The 15705-nt window shown below is 43.8% G+C and carries 15 protein-coding genes; 7 read left to right on the forward strand and 8 right to left on the reverse strand.

Annotated elements, in window-relative coordinates:
- Positions 1-96: 96 nt before the first annotated feature.
- Positions 97-747 (forward strand): hypothetical protein, encoded by a 651-nt coding sequence (locus A3IK_RS18135; protein ID WP_020558097.1) that lies wholly within the window; start codon positions 97-99, stop codon positions 745-747.
- Positions 748-757: 10 nt separating this feature from the next.
- Here A3IK_RS18135 and nudE read toward each other — a convergent pair whose 3' ends face one another.
- Complete coding sequence (gene nudE / locus A3IK_RS0101030) at positions 758-1318, reverse strand: ADP compounds hydrolase NudE (protein ID WP_020558098.1); 561 nt, start codon at positions 1316-1318, stop codon at positions 758-760.
- Between the two features lie 24 nt (positions 1319-1342).
- On the opposite strand from nudE, the gene yrfG reads away from it, so the two are divergent.
- Together yrfG and A3IK_RS0101040 are read left to right on the forward strand one after the other, a co-directional pair.
- Positions 1343-2023: a GMP/IMP nucleotidase gene (gene yrfG, locus A3IK_RS0101035; protein WP_020558099.1), complete on the forward strand. Its 681-nt coding sequence runs from the start codon at positions 1343-1345 to the stop codon at positions 2021-2023.
- Between the two features lie 239 nt (positions 2024-2262).
- Complete coding sequence (locus A3IK_RS0101040) at positions 2263-3387, forward strand: hypothetical protein (RefSeq protein ID WP_020558100.1); 1125 nt, start codon at positions 2263-2265, stop codon at positions 3385-3387.
- On the opposite strand, the gene truC is transcribed toward A3IK_RS0101040, so the two are convergent.
- Positions 3370-4107 (reverse strand): tRNA pseudouridine(65) synthase TruC, encoded by a 738-nt coding sequence (gene truC, locus A3IK_RS0101045; protein ID WP_020558101.1) that lies wholly within the window; start codon positions 4105-4107, stop codon positions 3370-3372. The genes A3IK_RS0101040 and truC overlap by 18 nt on opposite strands.
- 193 nt (positions 4108-4300) lie before the next feature.
- Between truC and A3IK_RS0101050 the strand changes: the two genes are divergently transcribed.
- Both A3IK_RS0101050 and A3IK_RS19985 read left to right on the forward strand, forming a co-directional pair.
- Complete coding sequence (locus A3IK_RS0101050) at positions 4301-5560, forward strand: YjgN family protein (protein WP_020558102.1); 1260 nt, start codon at positions 4301-4303, stop codon at positions 5558-5560.
- Positions 5560-6777, forward strand: a complete 1218-nt coding sequence (locus A3IK_RS19985) for a M48 family metallopeptidase (RefSeq protein WP_020558103.1) — start codon at positions 5560-5562, stop codon at positions 6775-6777. The genes A3IK_RS0101050 and A3IK_RS19985 overlap by 1 nt, the downstream gene beginning before the upstream one ends.
- 64 nt (positions 6778-6841) lie before the next feature.
- Here the strand turns inward: A3IK_RS19985 and ycaO are convergent, their stop codons facing one another.
- Positions 6842-8569, reverse strand: a complete 1728-nt coding sequence (gene ycaO, locus A3IK_RS0101060; protein WP_040848468.1) for a 30S ribosomal protein S12 methylthiotransferase accessory factor YcaO — start codon at positions 8567-8569, stop codon at positions 6842-6844.
- Positions 8570-8717: 148 nt separating this feature from the next.
- On the opposite strand from ycaO, the gene A3IK_RS0101065 reads away from it, so the two are divergent.
- Entirely contained in the window at positions 8718-9206 is a 489-nt protein-coding gene (locus A3IK_RS0101065; RefSeq protein WP_162596598.1) for an anti-sigma factor, read from the forward strand.
- On the opposite strand, the gene A3IK_RS0101070 is transcribed toward A3IK_RS0101065, so the two are convergent.
- Complete coding sequence (locus A3IK_RS0101070) at positions 9203-9538, reverse strand: non-heme iron oxygenase ferredoxin subunit (RefSeq protein WP_020558106.1); 336 nt, start codon at positions 9536-9538, stop codon at positions 9203-9205. The genes A3IK_RS0101065 and A3IK_RS0101070 overlap by 4 nt on opposite strands.
- On the opposite strand from A3IK_RS0101070, the gene A3IK_RS0101075 reads away from it, so the two are divergent.
- Entirely contained in the window at positions 9537-10400 is an 864-nt protein-coding gene (locus A3IK_RS0101075) for an SDR family oxidoreductase (protein ID WP_020558107.1), read from the forward strand. The two genes, A3IK_RS0101070 and A3IK_RS0101075, sit on opposite strands and share 2 nt — an antisense overlap.
- A 29-nt stretch (positions 10401-10429) precedes the next feature.
- Here A3IK_RS0101075 and A3IK_RS0101080 read toward each other — a convergent pair whose 3' ends face one another.
- From A3IK_RS0101080 to ileS, 4 genes are all read right to left on the reverse strand, one after another.
- Positions 10430-11434, reverse strand: coding sequence for a hypothetical protein (locus A3IK_RS0101080; RefSeq protein ID WP_020558108.1), 1005 nt, complete (start codon positions 11432-11434; stop codon positions 10430-10432).
- Positions 11435-11591: 157 nt separating this feature from the next.
- On the reverse strand, positions 11592-12287 hold the full coding sequence (locus A3IK_RS0101085; RefSeq protein WP_020558109.1) for an aspartate/glutamate racemase family protein: 696 nt from the start codon (positions 12285-12287) through the stop codon (positions 11592-11594).
- 12 nt (positions 12288-12299) lie between these two features.
- A complete protein-coding gene (lspA, locus tag A3IK_RS0101090; protein WP_020558110.1) occupies positions 12300-12824 on the reverse strand; it encodes a signal peptidase II in 525 nt (174 codons plus the stop codon).
- Complete coding sequence (gene ileS, locus A3IK_RS0101095; protein WP_020558111.1) at positions 12817-15633, reverse strand: isoleucine--tRNA ligase; 2817 nt, start codon at positions 15631-15633, stop codon at positions 12817-12819. The genes lspA and ileS overlap by 8 nt, the downstream gene beginning before the upstream one ends.
- Positions 15634-15705 lie beyond the last annotated feature (72 nt).

A 15705-nucleotide genomic window follows, 5' to 3' on the forward strand; every position in this document is an offset into this window, starting at 1 on the left:
TGTGATGAGCCTACTATAACCCTAATTGTGATCATCATGGCTATAATACGCGTCCTGCTGAATTATTTCCTAGTAGCAAGCTTAAGCGTGTTGGGTATGAGTTTAGCAAAGGCCGAGCCTGATACACGCACTCATACCATTCGTGGTTGGAGCATTCACTACAATGCACAATTGGCTAAGCAAGAGACTAAAACGCTACTACGCACCTTTATACTACTTGATGATAAATTAGAGCAAATCAGTGCCTTACTACCCAAAGCGGCATTGGAGCATCTGAAGCAAGTACCCATTTGGATTAGTAAAGGACAAGGTTCTGGATTAGCCTACCATGCCTCACCGACTTGGCTTTTAACGCATGGACGTGATCCGCAATTAGCCGCGAGTATTGAATTACAACTTGATGACTTTGCTACATGGTCAGAAAACCAGCCACTGGTATTATTACATGAGTTAGCTCATGCCTTACACCATCAGGTCTTTCATTATAAAAATGCCTTGATCACGGAGGCGTTTCAAAATGCTAAAGCTACTCGGCTCTATCAATCGGTACAGCGCTATGATGGTAGTGAAGCCAAGGCGTATGCTTTAGAAAATGAGCGTGAATACTTTGCTGAACTGACGGAAAGCTATTTTGGACTCAATGACTATTACCCTTTTAATCGCCAACAGTTAAAAGCTTATGATCCAGTCGGTTATCATATGATTGAAACCTTGTGGTATAGCGACTTTCCCTCTGATGATAGCTAATAACCTCATGTTAAGAACGCAACTGTCGTGCCCTCACCCAATCACGCACCATAAACAAAGCTAAAATACTACGTCCCTCACTCAGCTCATCACGTGCTATTAGCTCATCCAGTTCACTGAGTTTACAAGGTACAACTTCCAAAGGTTCTGGCTCATCACCTTCTGCTGTTGCAGGATACAGCTCAGTAGCTAATACAATATTCGTTTTATGTCCCATATAGCCGGGTGAAAGGGTGATTCGTTTTAATAATTCTAACTGTCTTGCACCATGCCCCACCTCCTCCATTAACTCGCGATTTGCGGCTATTAATAAATCCTCCCCCATTTCCACCGCCCCCTTTGGAAAGGCTAACTCATAGCGCTCGGTTCCCGCCGAATACTCCCGAATCATGAGCACCGTGTCATAATCCGCCAGCAAAGGCACAATCAATACCCCACCAATACCCCGTGAAGCTAACCGTTCATAAGTACGGGTGACACCATTACTAAAAGTTAAATCCAGCTCTTCAATACGAAAGATGCGACTACTGGCAACTAAGCGTTTTTCGTGTATGGTAGGTAAATTCGACATTATGAATCCTAATAGGTGTTTTAGATGAATACGCCATACCTACCGCAAATTGCCCTTGATTGGAAGCACATTGATACGGTTTTCCTTGATATGGATGGGACATTATTAGACTTACATTTTGACAATTATTTTTGGTTAGAGCATCTGCCCACCCGTTATGCAGAAGTCCATGGCATCACACGCGAACAAGCAGTGAGCTATCTCAATCAACATCATCAAAATACGTATGGCTCATTAAATTGGTATTGTTTAGATCATTGGCAAGCCATCACTCAGACCGACATTGTAGCGTTAAAACAAGAGATTGCCCATAAAATTCAATGGCGCTCCGAGGCTGAAGCCTTTTTGCACTTTCTTCGTAGCCTAAATAAGCGTGTGGTATTGCTGACCAATGCCCATCAAAAAAGTGTCGAACTCAAATTTAACCATATCCCCTTACAGGATTATTTGGATGATATTTTAATTTCGCATTCTTTCCAGTTACCCAAAGAGCACGAACAATTCTGGTCAACCTTAGAGCAACATTATCCCGTACATAAACAGCGCAGCTTATTTATTGATGATAATGTGAAAGTATTACAAACCGCACGGGAGCATGGGGTAGAGCATTTACTCTTAGTCCAACAGCCCGACTCGACTAGAGAACCTAATCTGGCTCATCCTGAATTCGTGAATCTATTAAGTTATAGCCAATTAATGGCGTAACTCATGGAATTCTATAGCCTTACCGCCCTTTAGCATCCAAAAATTACCGCTCAGACTTATCCCTCTCCCCAGAGAGTGCAGCTATACCTCACACTAATAGCAGCATTGCTATGGCTATGAATCATGCTCTGGCATGAGACACAGTATAAGCATCCACCCTTTCCACCCCACAGCACTGACTCAGGCATTAGGTTCTTTCATGAGGGTATTTGTGCGGTAAAACCATTGAGGTTAGGTGCATGAATCAAGAAATTCGCTCTGTATTACGCAAAATCGTTCAACGTCATGGCCGTGATTTAGTCAAACATCCCAGTCTATGTGATGCCTATTTAGCGGATTTCTTGCCAATGCATCCGCAAGTCCGGCGCTATCTAGTCAAAGCCTTGCAATCCGGTATTGTAAACCAAATGTTACCTGAACCGGATCCGAACAATTTTATGGCTTTAAGTAAACAACTAGCACAACTAACGGCATTACAGCCTGCTGAAGCACATAGCATTATTCAATACTGGGGCTATGCCTTAGCCACTGACCCAGAGCAAGTATTAGCATCTCAGGCTAATAGCTCCACTAAAAAACCACTGTTAGCTCTGCTTGCAGGTATTATTGGCCTAGGCGTAATAGGTCTATTATGGGGTATTAATCACTGGCAAACTCAGGCCGATACTCTACCTATACTGGCAGATAGCAGCGAGCTGATGAGTGGCGCTAAACCCGTTTTTATTGAAGCCGTTGAAATTGCTAATAATACAAATAGCAATACTGCCAGCCCTATGCAAACTGCCTCTAATTTTGCGCTATCCCCTTTGACCCAAGCCACTTGGGCCATGGCATCCAATACAGCTCAGGCACAATCCGCTCCTGCAAACTCAGCTACCCTACCTGCGGCTAACTTAGCAGAGCCTGTCTTACCCACCGAGATTACCACTTTAGCGCCAGAGCAATTACAACGCTTTCAGCAAGTACAACGTGCTCAACAACTCAATCAGGATGCTCTAAATGCCCTACAGCATTTTCTAGAGGCTCAACAACGCTATACCCAAAAACAACAAGCACTCCAAACGCTTAATGTCATGTTTGCCAGTACGCAAGAATCGTATTACCGCCAACAGCAACAAGCGATGGTGGGTCAAATTCAACAGTTAGAGCAGCAATTGGATGAGAGTTTAAAACGCTATAATAGTGCGCTACAGGGATTATGCAGCGTGATTGATGGTGATGTGTTGTTACTAGATACCCTAGCAGGTACGGCACTCCAAACCTTAATTCAACGACAAGTGAGCCAGTGCCATGCTAATCAAGTTTTGAGCCTGCAACGTGATCAATTAATACAAAGCCTTCAAGCACTACAAGCCCAGCCATAATCCGCTGTGCTCCAGCCTCATGTTAGCTAACACCTGTGTAAACTCATCTGATAGCGAGGCATTTAATACCAACGGCTGTTCAGTATAGGGGTGAATGAGTGTCAAACGTGCCGCATGGAGCAATAGGCGCTGACAAGCGAATTCTTGCCGAATGAATTGATTATGCTTGCCATCTCCATGCGTAGTATCCCCCAGAATAGGGTGAAAAATATGCTTCATGTGGCGACGCAATTGATGTTTCCGCCCCGTGAGCGGCTTTAAGGCTACTAGTGAATAACGCGCTGTTGCATAGCGTCCTACTGCAAACGGTAATTCTGTTTGTGCTAGGGTATGGTAATGGGTAATAGCCTCCTGAGCAGGCTTATTCGGATCAGCTAGTGCATCAGCGAGTCGATCTAATTGCTCTTGCAAGGGATAATCAATGACACCATGAGGCGCACAATGCCCGCGTACTATCGCTAGATACTGTTTGCTGATGTTGCCTTGGGTAAATTGCTCGGTAAGCTTACGCGCTATATCACTACTCAAAGCAAATAACAAAACTCCAGAGGTCGGTTTATCAAGGCGATGTACGGGATATACCTTTTGCCCGATCTGATCGCGGAGGAGTTGCAGTGCAAAACGGGTTTCATGTTTATCAATAGGACTGCGATGCACTAATAACCCCTCTGGCTTATTAATCGCTATCACATAATCATCCTGATAAATCACCTCTAACACTATTCACACCCCTCGGCTACGATAAATTTGGCCTCTATCATACCTCAGCTACCGACAAGGAGCAGCTAACCTTACACTTACACTAAAATACCTGCCGTTTTTTCCTTTGCGCTTTATTTTTTTATCTGCATGGCCTGTATTAGACCTTGTCTTAATCTACACTAGGCAAATAGTTAAATAATAGGCTTTTACCATGAATGAAAACGAACCTGCCTTTGATACAGCGCCCTCATCAGAGCTGCCACCACAAGCAGCAACGCCTAGCTTTAGCCTAGACACCCGATTTATTCCCTTTCAATTCACAGGGAGTGGTAGTGAATACTTTAAAATTTGGATTGTTAATATTTTATTATCAATAGTGACCCTCGGTATTTACTCAGCTTGGGCAACCGTGCGTACTAAACGCTATTTTTATGGCAATACCATCTTTGATCAAGCGAGCTTTGAATACCATGCTACCCCGATTCAAATTCTAAAAGGGCGTATTATTGCCATAGTCTTAGTAATTGCCTATGTAGTTTTAACGCAAATAAGCCCTGAATTAGCGGGTATTTTAATACTGTTATTGGGCTTTCTATCACCTTGGATAGTCTGGAGTGGCTTACGTTTTAATGCTCGAATGAGCAGCTATCGTAATGTCCGATTTGGCTTTAGCGGAAAACTTAAACGCCTCATTTATATTATGCTCATACTACCTTTTATACCAGTTATTATTGGCTTTGCATTAGTCGCCATATTAATGAGCATTGGCCTTGTTTTTGATACGGGAAGTTATGCAAACTCCTTTGTTGTTGTTATTTTCACACTAGCCGCTATCGGCTTTTATGCTATCGCTCCTTATGCACATAAACTTTATACGGAATATTATTTTAATCATTTTCATTATGGACAAGGGCAATTTAATACACAGCTAGAAACAAAAAATTATTATAAAATATACTTAAAAATGTTATTAATTACTATAGGAGTATATATAGTTGTAGCTATTGCTATTGGCTTCTTAGTAATACCACTGATAGGTGCTACAGCATCTCTTGGTAATGATGATCCTAGTATTGGAAGTACTATTTCTCTATCTATCATAGTGGGACTATTTTATTTTTTAATAATAGTAATAGGCATGTTTTTAAATGCTTATTTAAAAGCGAGAATCCGTAATTACTCCTATAATGAAACTCAACTCGATCAGGTGTTACGTTTACACTCTGATACCTCGGTGCTTACATTATGGAAGATTTATGTGCTTAACCTCTTTTTACTCGTGATTACCCTAGGTTTAGCTCATCCTTGGAATAAGGTACGTTTAGCTCGTTATGAAACACAAACCCTCAAGGCTGAGGTAGCAGGCACCCTCGATCACTACATCAATCAACGTCAGTCTGAGCAATCATCTTTAGGTGATCAAATCGGGGATGTATTCGATTTACCCATTGGTTCAGGATTAGGTTTATAATGCAAGGATTTTGGTATGCACCCCATAGCTCAGCCCGTTTACCGGCTGAGCTAACCTTTAAACAAGAGCGTTATATTCTCATTGTGGAAGGGCAAGCGCCTAAAACAGCGAGTGCACATGATTTAAAATTTAGTGATCGGATCGGCAATATTGCCCGTAAGGTTACTTTTAATGATGGCTCATTATTTGAAACTAATGATAATGTGGCTATGGATGCGTGGCTGGATCAGATTGAACATAAAGATAATCGCAGCCAAGTCTTGCACGTTTTAGAGTCACGTTGGCGCTGGATTGGCTTAGCACTCATTGCCACGATTGTTATTGTATGGGCCAGTATTCGTTTTGGTTTACCATGGGGCAGTGAGAAATTAGCCTACGCCTTACCCGATAAAGCCAATCAATGGATTGCGGAGGGTGCGATGGACAGCTTAGATGAAGTGATGTTTGAGCCTAGTCAATTATCAACCGCCAAGCAAGCTGAACTTCAACAACACTTCCAAACTAAATTAGTACCCTTACAAGACGGACAATATAAGTATAAATTATTATTTCGCTATATGCCCGAAAGAGATATTGTAGATATATTAAATGATTTAGATATTTTCAATGAGGAAGAAAATAAGGATGAGGACGAAAATAATACTAAGCATGAAGAAAAGATAGAAGCAATTAAAAAATCCAAGCCCCCCGTTGACCCTAATAATCCCGGTATTGCTAATGCCTTTGCTTTACCGTCAGGTGAAATAGTGGTTACTGATGGCTTAGTTGCCTTAGCTAAAAATCAAGCTGAAATTGACTCTGTATTACTACATGAAATGGGGCATGTTGAATATCGTCATAGCTTACGTCAACTAATAGAGTCCTCCGCTTTATCCCTAGGGGTTTTATTAGTCGTAGGAGATCCATCTGCGCTAAATAGTTTACTAATCGGCCTCCCTACTTTTCTAGTCAATAATCATTACTCTCGCGCTCATGAGTCTGAAGCTGATGATTATGCGTTTAATAAAATGACTAAAGCTAAAATGGATCCTATAGCGTTTAGTAATATTATGGATCGCTTGGAAAAACAGGGCTTAACCGAGGCTGAGATTAAAGACCGTGAGGCAGGAGGAGAATCTAAACTTGGGAAGTATTTATCTAGCCATCCTAATACTACCGAACGTATGGAAAAATCTAAGCATTATTCAGATATTTATAAGCAGCAAACGGCTCACTAGGCATAAGACTCAACCAAGCAAACCTAGATTAGGTTTGCTTGTATATCTAATTGACCTGAGCAATTTAAGTTGTTAAAGGCGCTAATTCAGGGTGAATTTTGCCATAGGCTTGTAAGAGGCGTTGATGCATAGCACAACCATTTAGCGCTAAGGTCGGTGAAGGTACACCCCAAAAACGTAGCGTACCATTAATTAAATCCTCGGCTTTTGCCACGGTTTCACGCCCAAATAGCCCCACGATACCCTTACTATAACGGCTAGTATCATCCATGCCTAACAGCACCTCAATACAACGATAAACGCGGCGGCGCTCAGGATCGAGCTGTTCAAAATGGCGAATCCAATCGCATCCTTCTAGCACTGCCTCTTCATCCTCAATCGCTAAGGCTAATAAGGTTTTTAGCTCACCCACGCGCATATCCGCCCAAAGTGTTCCTGCATCCGGTGCTAAACCAATCAATGCCGTTATAGGTTGCATATTATCCAAACCTAACTCTTCGAGCGCATCATAAAGCTCGCCTAGCTCATCATCTTCTAGCTCAGCTAGGGTTAAAATAGACTCACGTAACGCATTGCCCGTATTATTATTATCCCATTCTAAATCCTCTACGGGATAAATCTCTGACATAGAGGGCACTACAATCCGGCACGCATACATGCCTAAGTGCTCATAATCCATAATATAAATATCGCACTCTTCATCATGGATTAAATCACAGAGGTATTTATATTCTTGCTCAGTTGTTCCAGCATAATCCCAATCAGCAAAATTATAATCGGTTTTATAACTTAAGAAATCCCAGTGAATAATCCCACTTGAATCAATAAAGTGCGTTTCTAGATTATGCGGATGCGCAATTTCTTCTAAGTTAAAATCAGGCTCGGCAAAACCGGCTAATTTATCTAAGGCACGCCCTTGCAATAATTCGGTTAGCGCTCGCTCTAGTGCTACCTCAAAACGCGGATGAGCGCCAAAGCTAGCATAACAGCCTTGATCCTGTGGATTAAGCAGGGTGACATTCATGACTGGATAGCGCCCACCTAAGGAGGCATCTTTCACTACAATACCAAACCCAGCTTCACGCAGTGCGGTTACACCCTCTTGAATCTTAGGGTAACGAGCAATCACCTCTTCCGGCACATCCGGTAAACATAAGCCTTCGGCAATAATTTTAAATTTAATATAGCGCTCGAATATTTCAGATAAGGCTTGGACACGAGCCTCTGCTTTAGTATTACCCGCTGACATGCCATTACTGACATATAAATTGCCAATAATATTCACCGGAAACCAAACGGTCTGCCCATCTCGCACGCGCTGATAAGGCAGCGCACACACACCACGCTCCTCATTGCCCGAATTAATATCCACTAAATCGAAAAGTTCTAACGTACCTTGTGGATTATAAAATTGGAGTAAGTCTGGGGTCAGCAGATCCTCAGGCCACTCCCCTTCGGGGGTATCAAACCAACGTTCTGTGGGGTAATGTACGAAAGCGGCATTAGCTATTGTCTCGCCTAAGTAGTAATCTGCCCAAAAATAATTGCAACTTAGGCGTTCCAAAAACTCACCCAAAGCACTCGCTAAGGCAGCAAGACGACTAGCTCCTTTACCATTGGTAAATAACAGTGGACAGTCACGGTCACGAATATGAACTGACCACACATTAGCGACGGGATTGAGCCATTGATGCTCTTCGATATGAAACCCTAATTCGGTTAGGCGTTGCTGCATGCGCTCAATCGATAGTTCAAGTGCTGCGTCTTTGCCGGGGATAAAACTCTCAGTCATGATGCTCTCGCGGTAAGGGGAGTGGCAATATTTTAGCGCATATTGGCGCAGTACTGGCATTAAATATCTATACTCCTATTTTAATTTTAAAGTTAGTCCGCATAGTCGCGGCTAGTACGGGTAATTCCGTGTTAATGGCAAGGTATTAATGATGGATGGTAAGAAACAAAACTGGATTTGGCTGTTATTAACGCTAGGAGTCTTAGGTGGCGCTGCGTGGTATTGGTGGGGAGGGACATTAAGCCCCGTTAATCAAACGCAAGCGATGTTACGTCTAGAATCTTTAAAGCAGCTCCCCGATAGCAAAACGATAGGCCTGTTACGCACGTTGAACCCCTCGGTCAAAAATATAGAGGGCGAACTGGTATGGGCTAACTCTAAGCAAGAGGGATCTTTATATATTAGCCACTTACCCAAGCCCGCTAGTAATAGTTTTTATCAAACATGGGTCTATGATACCCGTGGCACGGGTAAACCGATTGCACTAGGGCAGCTAACCTCTAACGCGTGGCAAAACGAGAATTATATCCCCTTAAAAGCCGACGTGATGGTAGCAGAACCCTATAAATTTGTGCTGACCTTAGAGCAAGACGATGATGATATACCAGAACAAATCTTAGCGATGGCTCAGCCTTAACGAGTTTCACTGAGCGGGACGCTTACCCTAATACGTCCCGCTTCAACCGTAACCACATAAGTCTGTAAAGCCACCTCTACAGGTTCTGTTAAAGGTGCGCCCGTTTTTACACAAAACTCCCCTCCATGTAAGGAACAATGGACTCGCTCGCCTTTTAAACAGCCTAGATACAACGAAGCATCCTCATGTGTACAACGATCACTGACTGCAAAAAAAGTACCATTCACATTACAAAGCAACACCGCTCCTTTATCATGTTTAAGGCGTTTCGTTTTCCCTAGTGGAATATCTGTCACCAGTCCACCATCAAGGATTAAAGAGGTTTGCTTCATGTCAGTCTCCCAACAAACAATTTGGATTATGGGTTGTGGCGATATCGGTCGCCGTGTTGCTCGCTTATATCAAAATCAGGGTATAGGGGCTATAGGCTGGGTGAGAAGTACGGAGTCCATAGCACTAGGTCAAGCACAAGGTATTGCAATGCAGCAAGGTGATATGGATGCAGAGGCTGTTTTCACCCGCGATACTTTTGAAGGATGTGATATTTTCTGGTTTGCGCCCCCACCTAGTGATGGCTTAACTGATAGCCGTCTGCGGCGATTTTTACAAGCAGTACAATCAGCTCCTCGACGCATCGTATTAATTAGCACCACCGGCGTATATGGTAATTCTCAGGGTGCTTGGATTGATGAAACGGCGCAGACTCAACCCAACAATGAACGTTCTATCCGTCGCCTCGATGCAGAAAATGCCCTACAAGCGTGGATGCAGCACTATCAGGGCGATGGTGTGATTTTGCGTGTACCGGGGATTTATGCCTTAGATCGTTTACCTTTAGAGCGCATAAAACGTGGCGAACCCGTCGTGAGCGCAGCCGAAGCCCCTTGGACGAATCGGATTCATGCCGATGATTTAGCCATGATTGCTAAAGCCGCTATGGAGAGAGCACCACAGGGAGCCATTTATAATGCCACCGATGGCAATCCCTCTACCATGACGGACTATTTTAATCAGATTGCTGATTATGCCGGTTTACCACGCCCGCCTCAGATGAGTTTAGAGCAGGCTCGACAGGTTTTGAGTGCGGGTATGGTGTCATACCTACAAGAATCACGCCGCATTCGTAATGATAAGCTATTGAAAGAACTCAATATTACCTTAAATTATCCTAACTTAGCCGCTGCTCTGCTCTAAATAACTAGGTTTACTGACAAGCCTGATTTTTAGTGTCTTCTAAGCGGGGGACGCGGACAAGCAAACGCATCATTACTAGAATAGACCGCATAATGATTAGGCTTGTTATCGAGACGAATTAATTCAACACGATAAGTCCCCGCTTTACCCGTTACATCAAATGCAATGGAGCGGTTCAATAACTTAGTATTCAACTCAGCCAATTCAGATAGTGATCCATAAATTATTTCTTTACCAGGTATACTTCCCGCTTCATGAATTAGACGTGTTAAATCCTGAGGTACACCTTGATTAGGGGCGATAGTAGGACTATTAGGATCTAAGCGCACAGGGGCTGTAGTGCCATCAGGAAAAGGTAAACGTATAATAGCAGCGCGATTTTTGGTGTTATGAATATAAGCCCAAAATGCTTTTTCATTGATTTCAAATAGACGATACTGCTTAACTAGAGGTAGACTATTGATTGAAAGCTTTTTATCTTTGCAACTCGCTATAGTCACATTTTGCTTAATAAGCCCCTTATCCTTCCATGTTAAATCTGTGCTTGCTGCCTGCCCTACCGCTATTGTTGCTTGCTTTTGTTTATAAGCTTTTATAGCCTTCAAATACTTATCTTTCTCCACTACCCCTTTGCTAAACACCCCCGGAAAAGGTGGTTGAAAATTATCACCTTTTAGTAACAGTAAAAATGGATCCTGTTTACCTGAATGTGCTGTTTTAATTTGACCCAAAGTAAAATGCATAAAGGGATCAAGAGGTACTTTTAACACCGGCGGTACTTTTTTTGCGTTAGTTAAGGCAACACTATCTACTTTAACTATCAGTCTAATGGTATTAGTCAGGCCCGGCCCCGTGCGGGTATTTGGGTTGGTAATAGCTTTGCCGCTCTTATCGATCATATCCACTCCAACCACGCGACCAATAATTAAATGATCGGTATTTTGTATTAGCTTCTCATCAGAAACTCGAATAGGTAATGAAGCGGAGGCAATAGTATTCATCACTAATAATAAGCATATGATTAGATATTTCATGTCTTTTCTCTGTATCGTTTAGCAAGTGAAAGTTGGTTGTTTTATTAAATCTATCTAAACACTCATTAAAATACCGTGAGATATTCACCTTTTATTAAAGCTTACTATCTTTTAAATGCTATGCCTTAATTATAACAACATACAGGAGTGAGGGATTTTATGGACGCAGTGCTGCTTCGGCTGCCATACGTGCATGAATAGCCGTGGTATCAAATAGTGGAACCATTGCATCTTGCTGATTCACCAATAGCGAAATCTCGGTACACCCTAGAATAATCGCTTGTGCTCCTTGAGCTATCAGCTCATCCATGATTTTTTGGTATTGAATACGAGACTCCGGCTTGATAATGCCGAGGCATAACTCTTCATAGATAATACGATGGATAATATGTCGGTCTTCTAAGGGCGGGACGATGACTTGCAGACCATGATGCTCACTCAATCGGGTGCGGTAGAAGGCTTCTTCCATAGTAAAACGCGTCCCCAATAAGCCAACGGTCGAATAGCCCGCTTGCTTAATTTCCAACGCGGTGGGGTCAGCAATATGATAGAGCGGTATTGCCACAGCCGCTTCAATACTAGCGGCTACCTTGTGCATGGTATTAGTACACAAAATCAAAAAGTCAGCACCCGCCCGCTCCAAAGAGCGAGCAGCATGCGCTAAAATAGCACCCGCTGCTTCCCAATCGCCCACTCGTTGAAGCTGCTCAATGTCATGAAAATCTACGCTATAAAGAATAATTTTTGCTGAGTGCAAAGCACCTAAACGTTCTTTAATCGTTTCATTAATCTGGCGGTAGTAAGGAATCGTTGATTCCCAACTCATACCACCAATAAGACCGATAGTTTTCATACAGCGAACAACTTATTCCAATTGATGCGAGGCAAAGATTCCAATAAAAATCATCATCGCTGCTCCAACCGTAATGGCAATATCGGCTATGTTAAAAGTAGCGAAATGATAATTTTGCATCCAAAACGGAATATCAAAATAGACATCAATAAAATCCACTACCTTACCGTGCAGAATACGATCAATAAAATTACCCACCGCCCCGCCTAAAATCAGGGCTAGCGCACTCGCCACCCACGGACGATCAGCAGGTAATTTATGCAACCAGCGAATAATCACCCCACTGACTATCACCGCCAGAGCGGCAAACATCCATACTTGCCACCCTTCGTGATTCGCTAAAAAGCCAAATGCAGCACCTTTGTTATAGGCCAAGGTCATATTCAAATGCGGAAAAACAGGCACCGGCTGTGCTTCTAGCAAATTAGATTCGGCCATCCATTTCGTTAGTTGATCGACGGCGATAATCACCGCCGCCAACCATAGCCAGTGCAGCATACCTATGGATGAACGCTCATTAGAGGCTACATTATGCATACTGACGCAGCTCCCCTGCTCCTTCGATATTATCAATGCAACGCCCACAGAGTTCAGGATGCGCTGCATGAGTTCCTACATCCGCCCGCTGATGCCAGCAACGATCACATTTAGCATAGGTTGATGGATAAGCATAAATTGCTAACCCACTACCTACCTCGACCGCATCACTCGGCTTTTGGTTATAGGGGTAGAGATGAGTCGCTGAAGTAATAAATACAAAGCGTAACTCATCACTCGCATTTAGACTCGCTAGCGCACTATTGGCCTCAGCATCCGTATAGATAGCCACTTCAGCGGCTAAACCAGCCCCAATTTTACCCGCCACCCGCAATACTTCTAATTGCTTAGAGACCGCTTCACGTAGGGCAAAAATCTGCTCCCAATCGGCTGCTGTTAGCGTGCTATTGGCATCTAAAGGCGCTAAACCTTGATACCAGGTGGTGAATAATACCGATTCTGGTGCATTTTGCTGCGGTAATGCTTGCCAAATTTCCTCCGCCGTAAAACTCAAAATCGGATATAACCAGCGCACCATCGCCTGCAGAATATGATAAGCCGCCGTTTGTGCGGAGCGTCGACCTTGGCTATTCGCCTGCATGGTGTACTGGCGATCTTTGGTAATATCGAGGAATAAGCTACCCATTTCATGCGTACAGAAGTTTTGCACTTCTTGCACCACCCGATGGAATTGGTAATCACTATAAGCCTTGATCACGCGCTGTTGGACTTGATAAGCCTGATCGAGTGCCCACCGATCTAAGGGCAGCATCTGCTCCACAAGCACTAGATTCTGCTCAGGATTAAAGTCACTCAGATTAGCCAATAAAAAGCGCGAGGTATTACGCATGCGCCGATAGGCATCCGCCGTGCGCTTGAGAATGTCTTTAGAGACACTGATCTCGCCACTATAGTCCGTACTAGCGACCCATAGGCGTAAAATATCCGCGCCCAGATCATCCGTCACCTCTTGCGGCGCGATAATATTACCGAGGGACTTAGACATTTTCTGTCCCTTCTCATCCACGGTAAAACCATGCGTCAATACCGCGCGATAGGGCGCTACTTCATTCATCGCAATCGAAGTTAACAAGGAAGAGTGGAACCACCCCCGATGCTGATCCGAACCCTCTAAATACATAGCCGCAGGGAAACGTAGAGCAGGGTCTGTCTCCAAGACTGAGTAGTGCGTCGTTCCTGAGTCAAACCAGACGTCTAGAGTATCCGTGGTTTTGTCATAGTGTTCGGCATCCGTATCTAATAGCTCAGCCTTATCCAAAGCAAACCACGCATCAATGCCCTCTCTTTCAATCCGCTGTGCCACTTCCTCAAACAATATTTCAGTCCGGGGATGTAGCTCTCCGGTTTCCTTGTGAATGAATAAGGTAATCGGCACACCCCAAGTCCGTTGACGTGAAATACACCAATCCGGGCGATTCGCAATCATGCCCTCAATTCGAGCTTGCCCCCATTCAGGCACCCATTGCACATCCTTTTGGATTGCATTTAAGGCTTTAGCACGCAAACCTTCTTTATCCATACTGATAAACCATTGCGGGGTCGCACGGAAAATCAACGGCGTTTTATGCCGCCAACAATGGGGGTAACTATGATTGAGTTTACCTTGAGCTAATAAGGCGTGATGCTCCTTAAGCACCTCTAGGATATGTGGCCCTACTTTATGCACAGATTCGCCTGCAAAATACTGCACGGACGGCAAAAAGTTACCATCCCCACCAACAGGGTTATTGACGGGTAAACCGTATTGCTTTCCGACCACAAAGTCCTCTTGACCATGCGCCGGAGCGGTATGTACGGCTCCTGTACCAGCCTCGAGCGTCACATGCTCACCTAATATCACCGGTACTTGGCGGGTATAGAAAGGATGTTGTAATTTTAAACCTTCCAGCACTTGACCTTTGAAGGTGGTCAATACGGTCACATTCTCCAATTTAGCCCGTTTAAGGACGTCCTCAGACAAACCCTCGGCGACGATTAAGCGCTCGGTGCCCGTATCTAAGACCACATAATCTAAGTCTTTATTTAAAGCCACCGCCTCATTCGCTGGTAATGTCCACGGGGTAGTTGTCCAGATGACAATAGAGGCTGTTCCATGCCCCGCTGCTTGCGGTACACGTTGTAGGAGGTCAGCCTCATCTATTACTGCAAAGCGTACATCAATCGAGTAAGAATACTTATCCTGATACTCCACCTCTGCCTCAGCGAGTGCCGAGCCGCAATCCGTACACCAATGCACCGGCTTAAAGCCTTTATAGACATGCCCCTGAGCCACGATCTTGCCCAATGCCCGTACAATATTGGCTTCAGTCTTAAAGTTCATGGTCAGATAAGGATTATCCCAATCCCCTAAGACGCCTAAGCGAATAAAGTCCTTGCGTTGTAAATCGATTTGCTCTTTAGCAAATTCACGGCAAGCCTTACGAAAGGTAAAGGGATCGACCACTACACCGGCTCGCCCAATCGTATCTTCTACTTTTTTCTCAATGGGCAAACCATGGCAATCCCAGCCCGGTACATAGGGGGAATCATAGCCATCTAAGGTTTTAGATTTAACAATAATATCTTTAAGGATTTTATTAACCGCATGACCGATGTGGATTATGCCATTGGCATAAGGGGGGCCATCGTGTAAAACAAATTTGGGACGTCCAGCCGCTAAAATACGCAACTTCTGGTAGAGCTGGCGCTCTGTCCAATCTTTTAACATCCCCGGTTCGCGTTTAGCGAGATCGCCACGCATAGGAAAAGAAGTTGTCGGCAAATTTAGCGTGTGTTTGTAATCCGTCATCATGCTATCCTGTTAATGTTCTGGCTCACTAGCCACCTTAAGGGGCGAAGAATAGCAAGTTTTCCTTTAAAA

Source organism: Thiofilum flexile DSM 14609 (assembly GCF_000380185.1).
Taxonomy (GTDB): domain Bacteria; phylum Pseudomonadota; class Gammaproteobacteria; order Thiotrichales; family Thiotrichaceae; genus Thiofilum; species Thiofilum flexile.

What these genes read in the sequence shown, in the direction of transcription:
- A3IK_RS18135 (WP_020558097.1), top strand. Translation starts at nt 97, where the DNA reads ATGAGTTTAGCAAAGGCCGAGCCTGATACACGCACTCATACCATTCGT.
- nudE (WP_020558098.1), bottom strand. Translation starts at nt 1,318, where the DNA reads ATGTCGAATTTACCTACCATACACGAAAAACGCTTAGTTGCCAGTAGT.
- yrfG (WP_020558099.1), top strand. Translation starts at nt 1,343, where the DNA reads ATGAATACGCCATACCTACCGCAAATTGCCCTTGATTGGAAGCACATT.
- A3IK_RS0101040 (WP_020558100.1), top strand. Translation starts at nt 2,263, where the DNA reads ATGAATCAAGAAATTCGCTCTGTATTACGCAAAATCGTTCAACGTCAT.
- A3IK_RS0101050 (WP_020558102.1), top strand. Translation starts at nt 4,301, where the DNA reads ATGAATGAAAACGAACCTGCCTTTGATACAGCGCCCTCATCAGAGCTG.
- A3IK_RS19985 (WP_020558103.1), top strand. Translation starts at nt 5,560, where the DNA reads ATGCAAGGATTTTGGTATGCACCCCATAGCTCAGCCCGTTTACCGGCT.
- ycaO (WP_040848468.1), bottom strand. Translation starts at nt 8,569, where the DNA reads ATGACTGAGAGTTTTATCCCCGGCAAAGACGCAGCACTTGAACTATCG.
- A3IK_RS0101065 (WP_162596598.1), top strand. Translation starts at nt 8,718, where the DNA reads ATGATGGATGGTAAGAAACAAAACTGGATTTGGCTGTTATTAACGCTA.
- A3IK_RS0101075 (WP_020558107.1), top strand. Translation starts at nt 9,537, where the DNA reads ATGTCAGTCTCCCAACAAACAATTTGGATTATGGGTTGTGGCGATATC.
- A3IK_RS0101070 (WP_020558106.1), bottom strand. Translation starts at nt 9,538, where the DNA reads ATGAAGCAAACCTCTTTAATCCTTGATGGTGGACTGGTGACAGATATT.
- A3IK_RS0101080 (WP_020558108.1), bottom strand. Translation starts at nt 11,434, where the DNA reads ATGAAATATCTAATCATATGCTTATTATTAGTGATGAATACTATTGCC.
- A3IK_RS0101085 (WP_020558109.1), bottom strand. Translation starts at nt 12,287, where the DNA reads ATGAAAACTATCGGTCTTATTGGTGGTATGAGTTGGGAATCAACGATT.
- lspA (WP_020558110.1), bottom strand. Translation starts at nt 12,824, where the DNA reads ATGCATAATGTAGCCTCTAATGAGCGTTCATCCATAGGTATGCTGCAC.
- ileS (WP_020558111.1), bottom strand. Translation starts at nt 15,633, where the DNA reads ATGACGGATTACAAACACACGCTAAATTTGCCGACAACTTCTTTTCCT.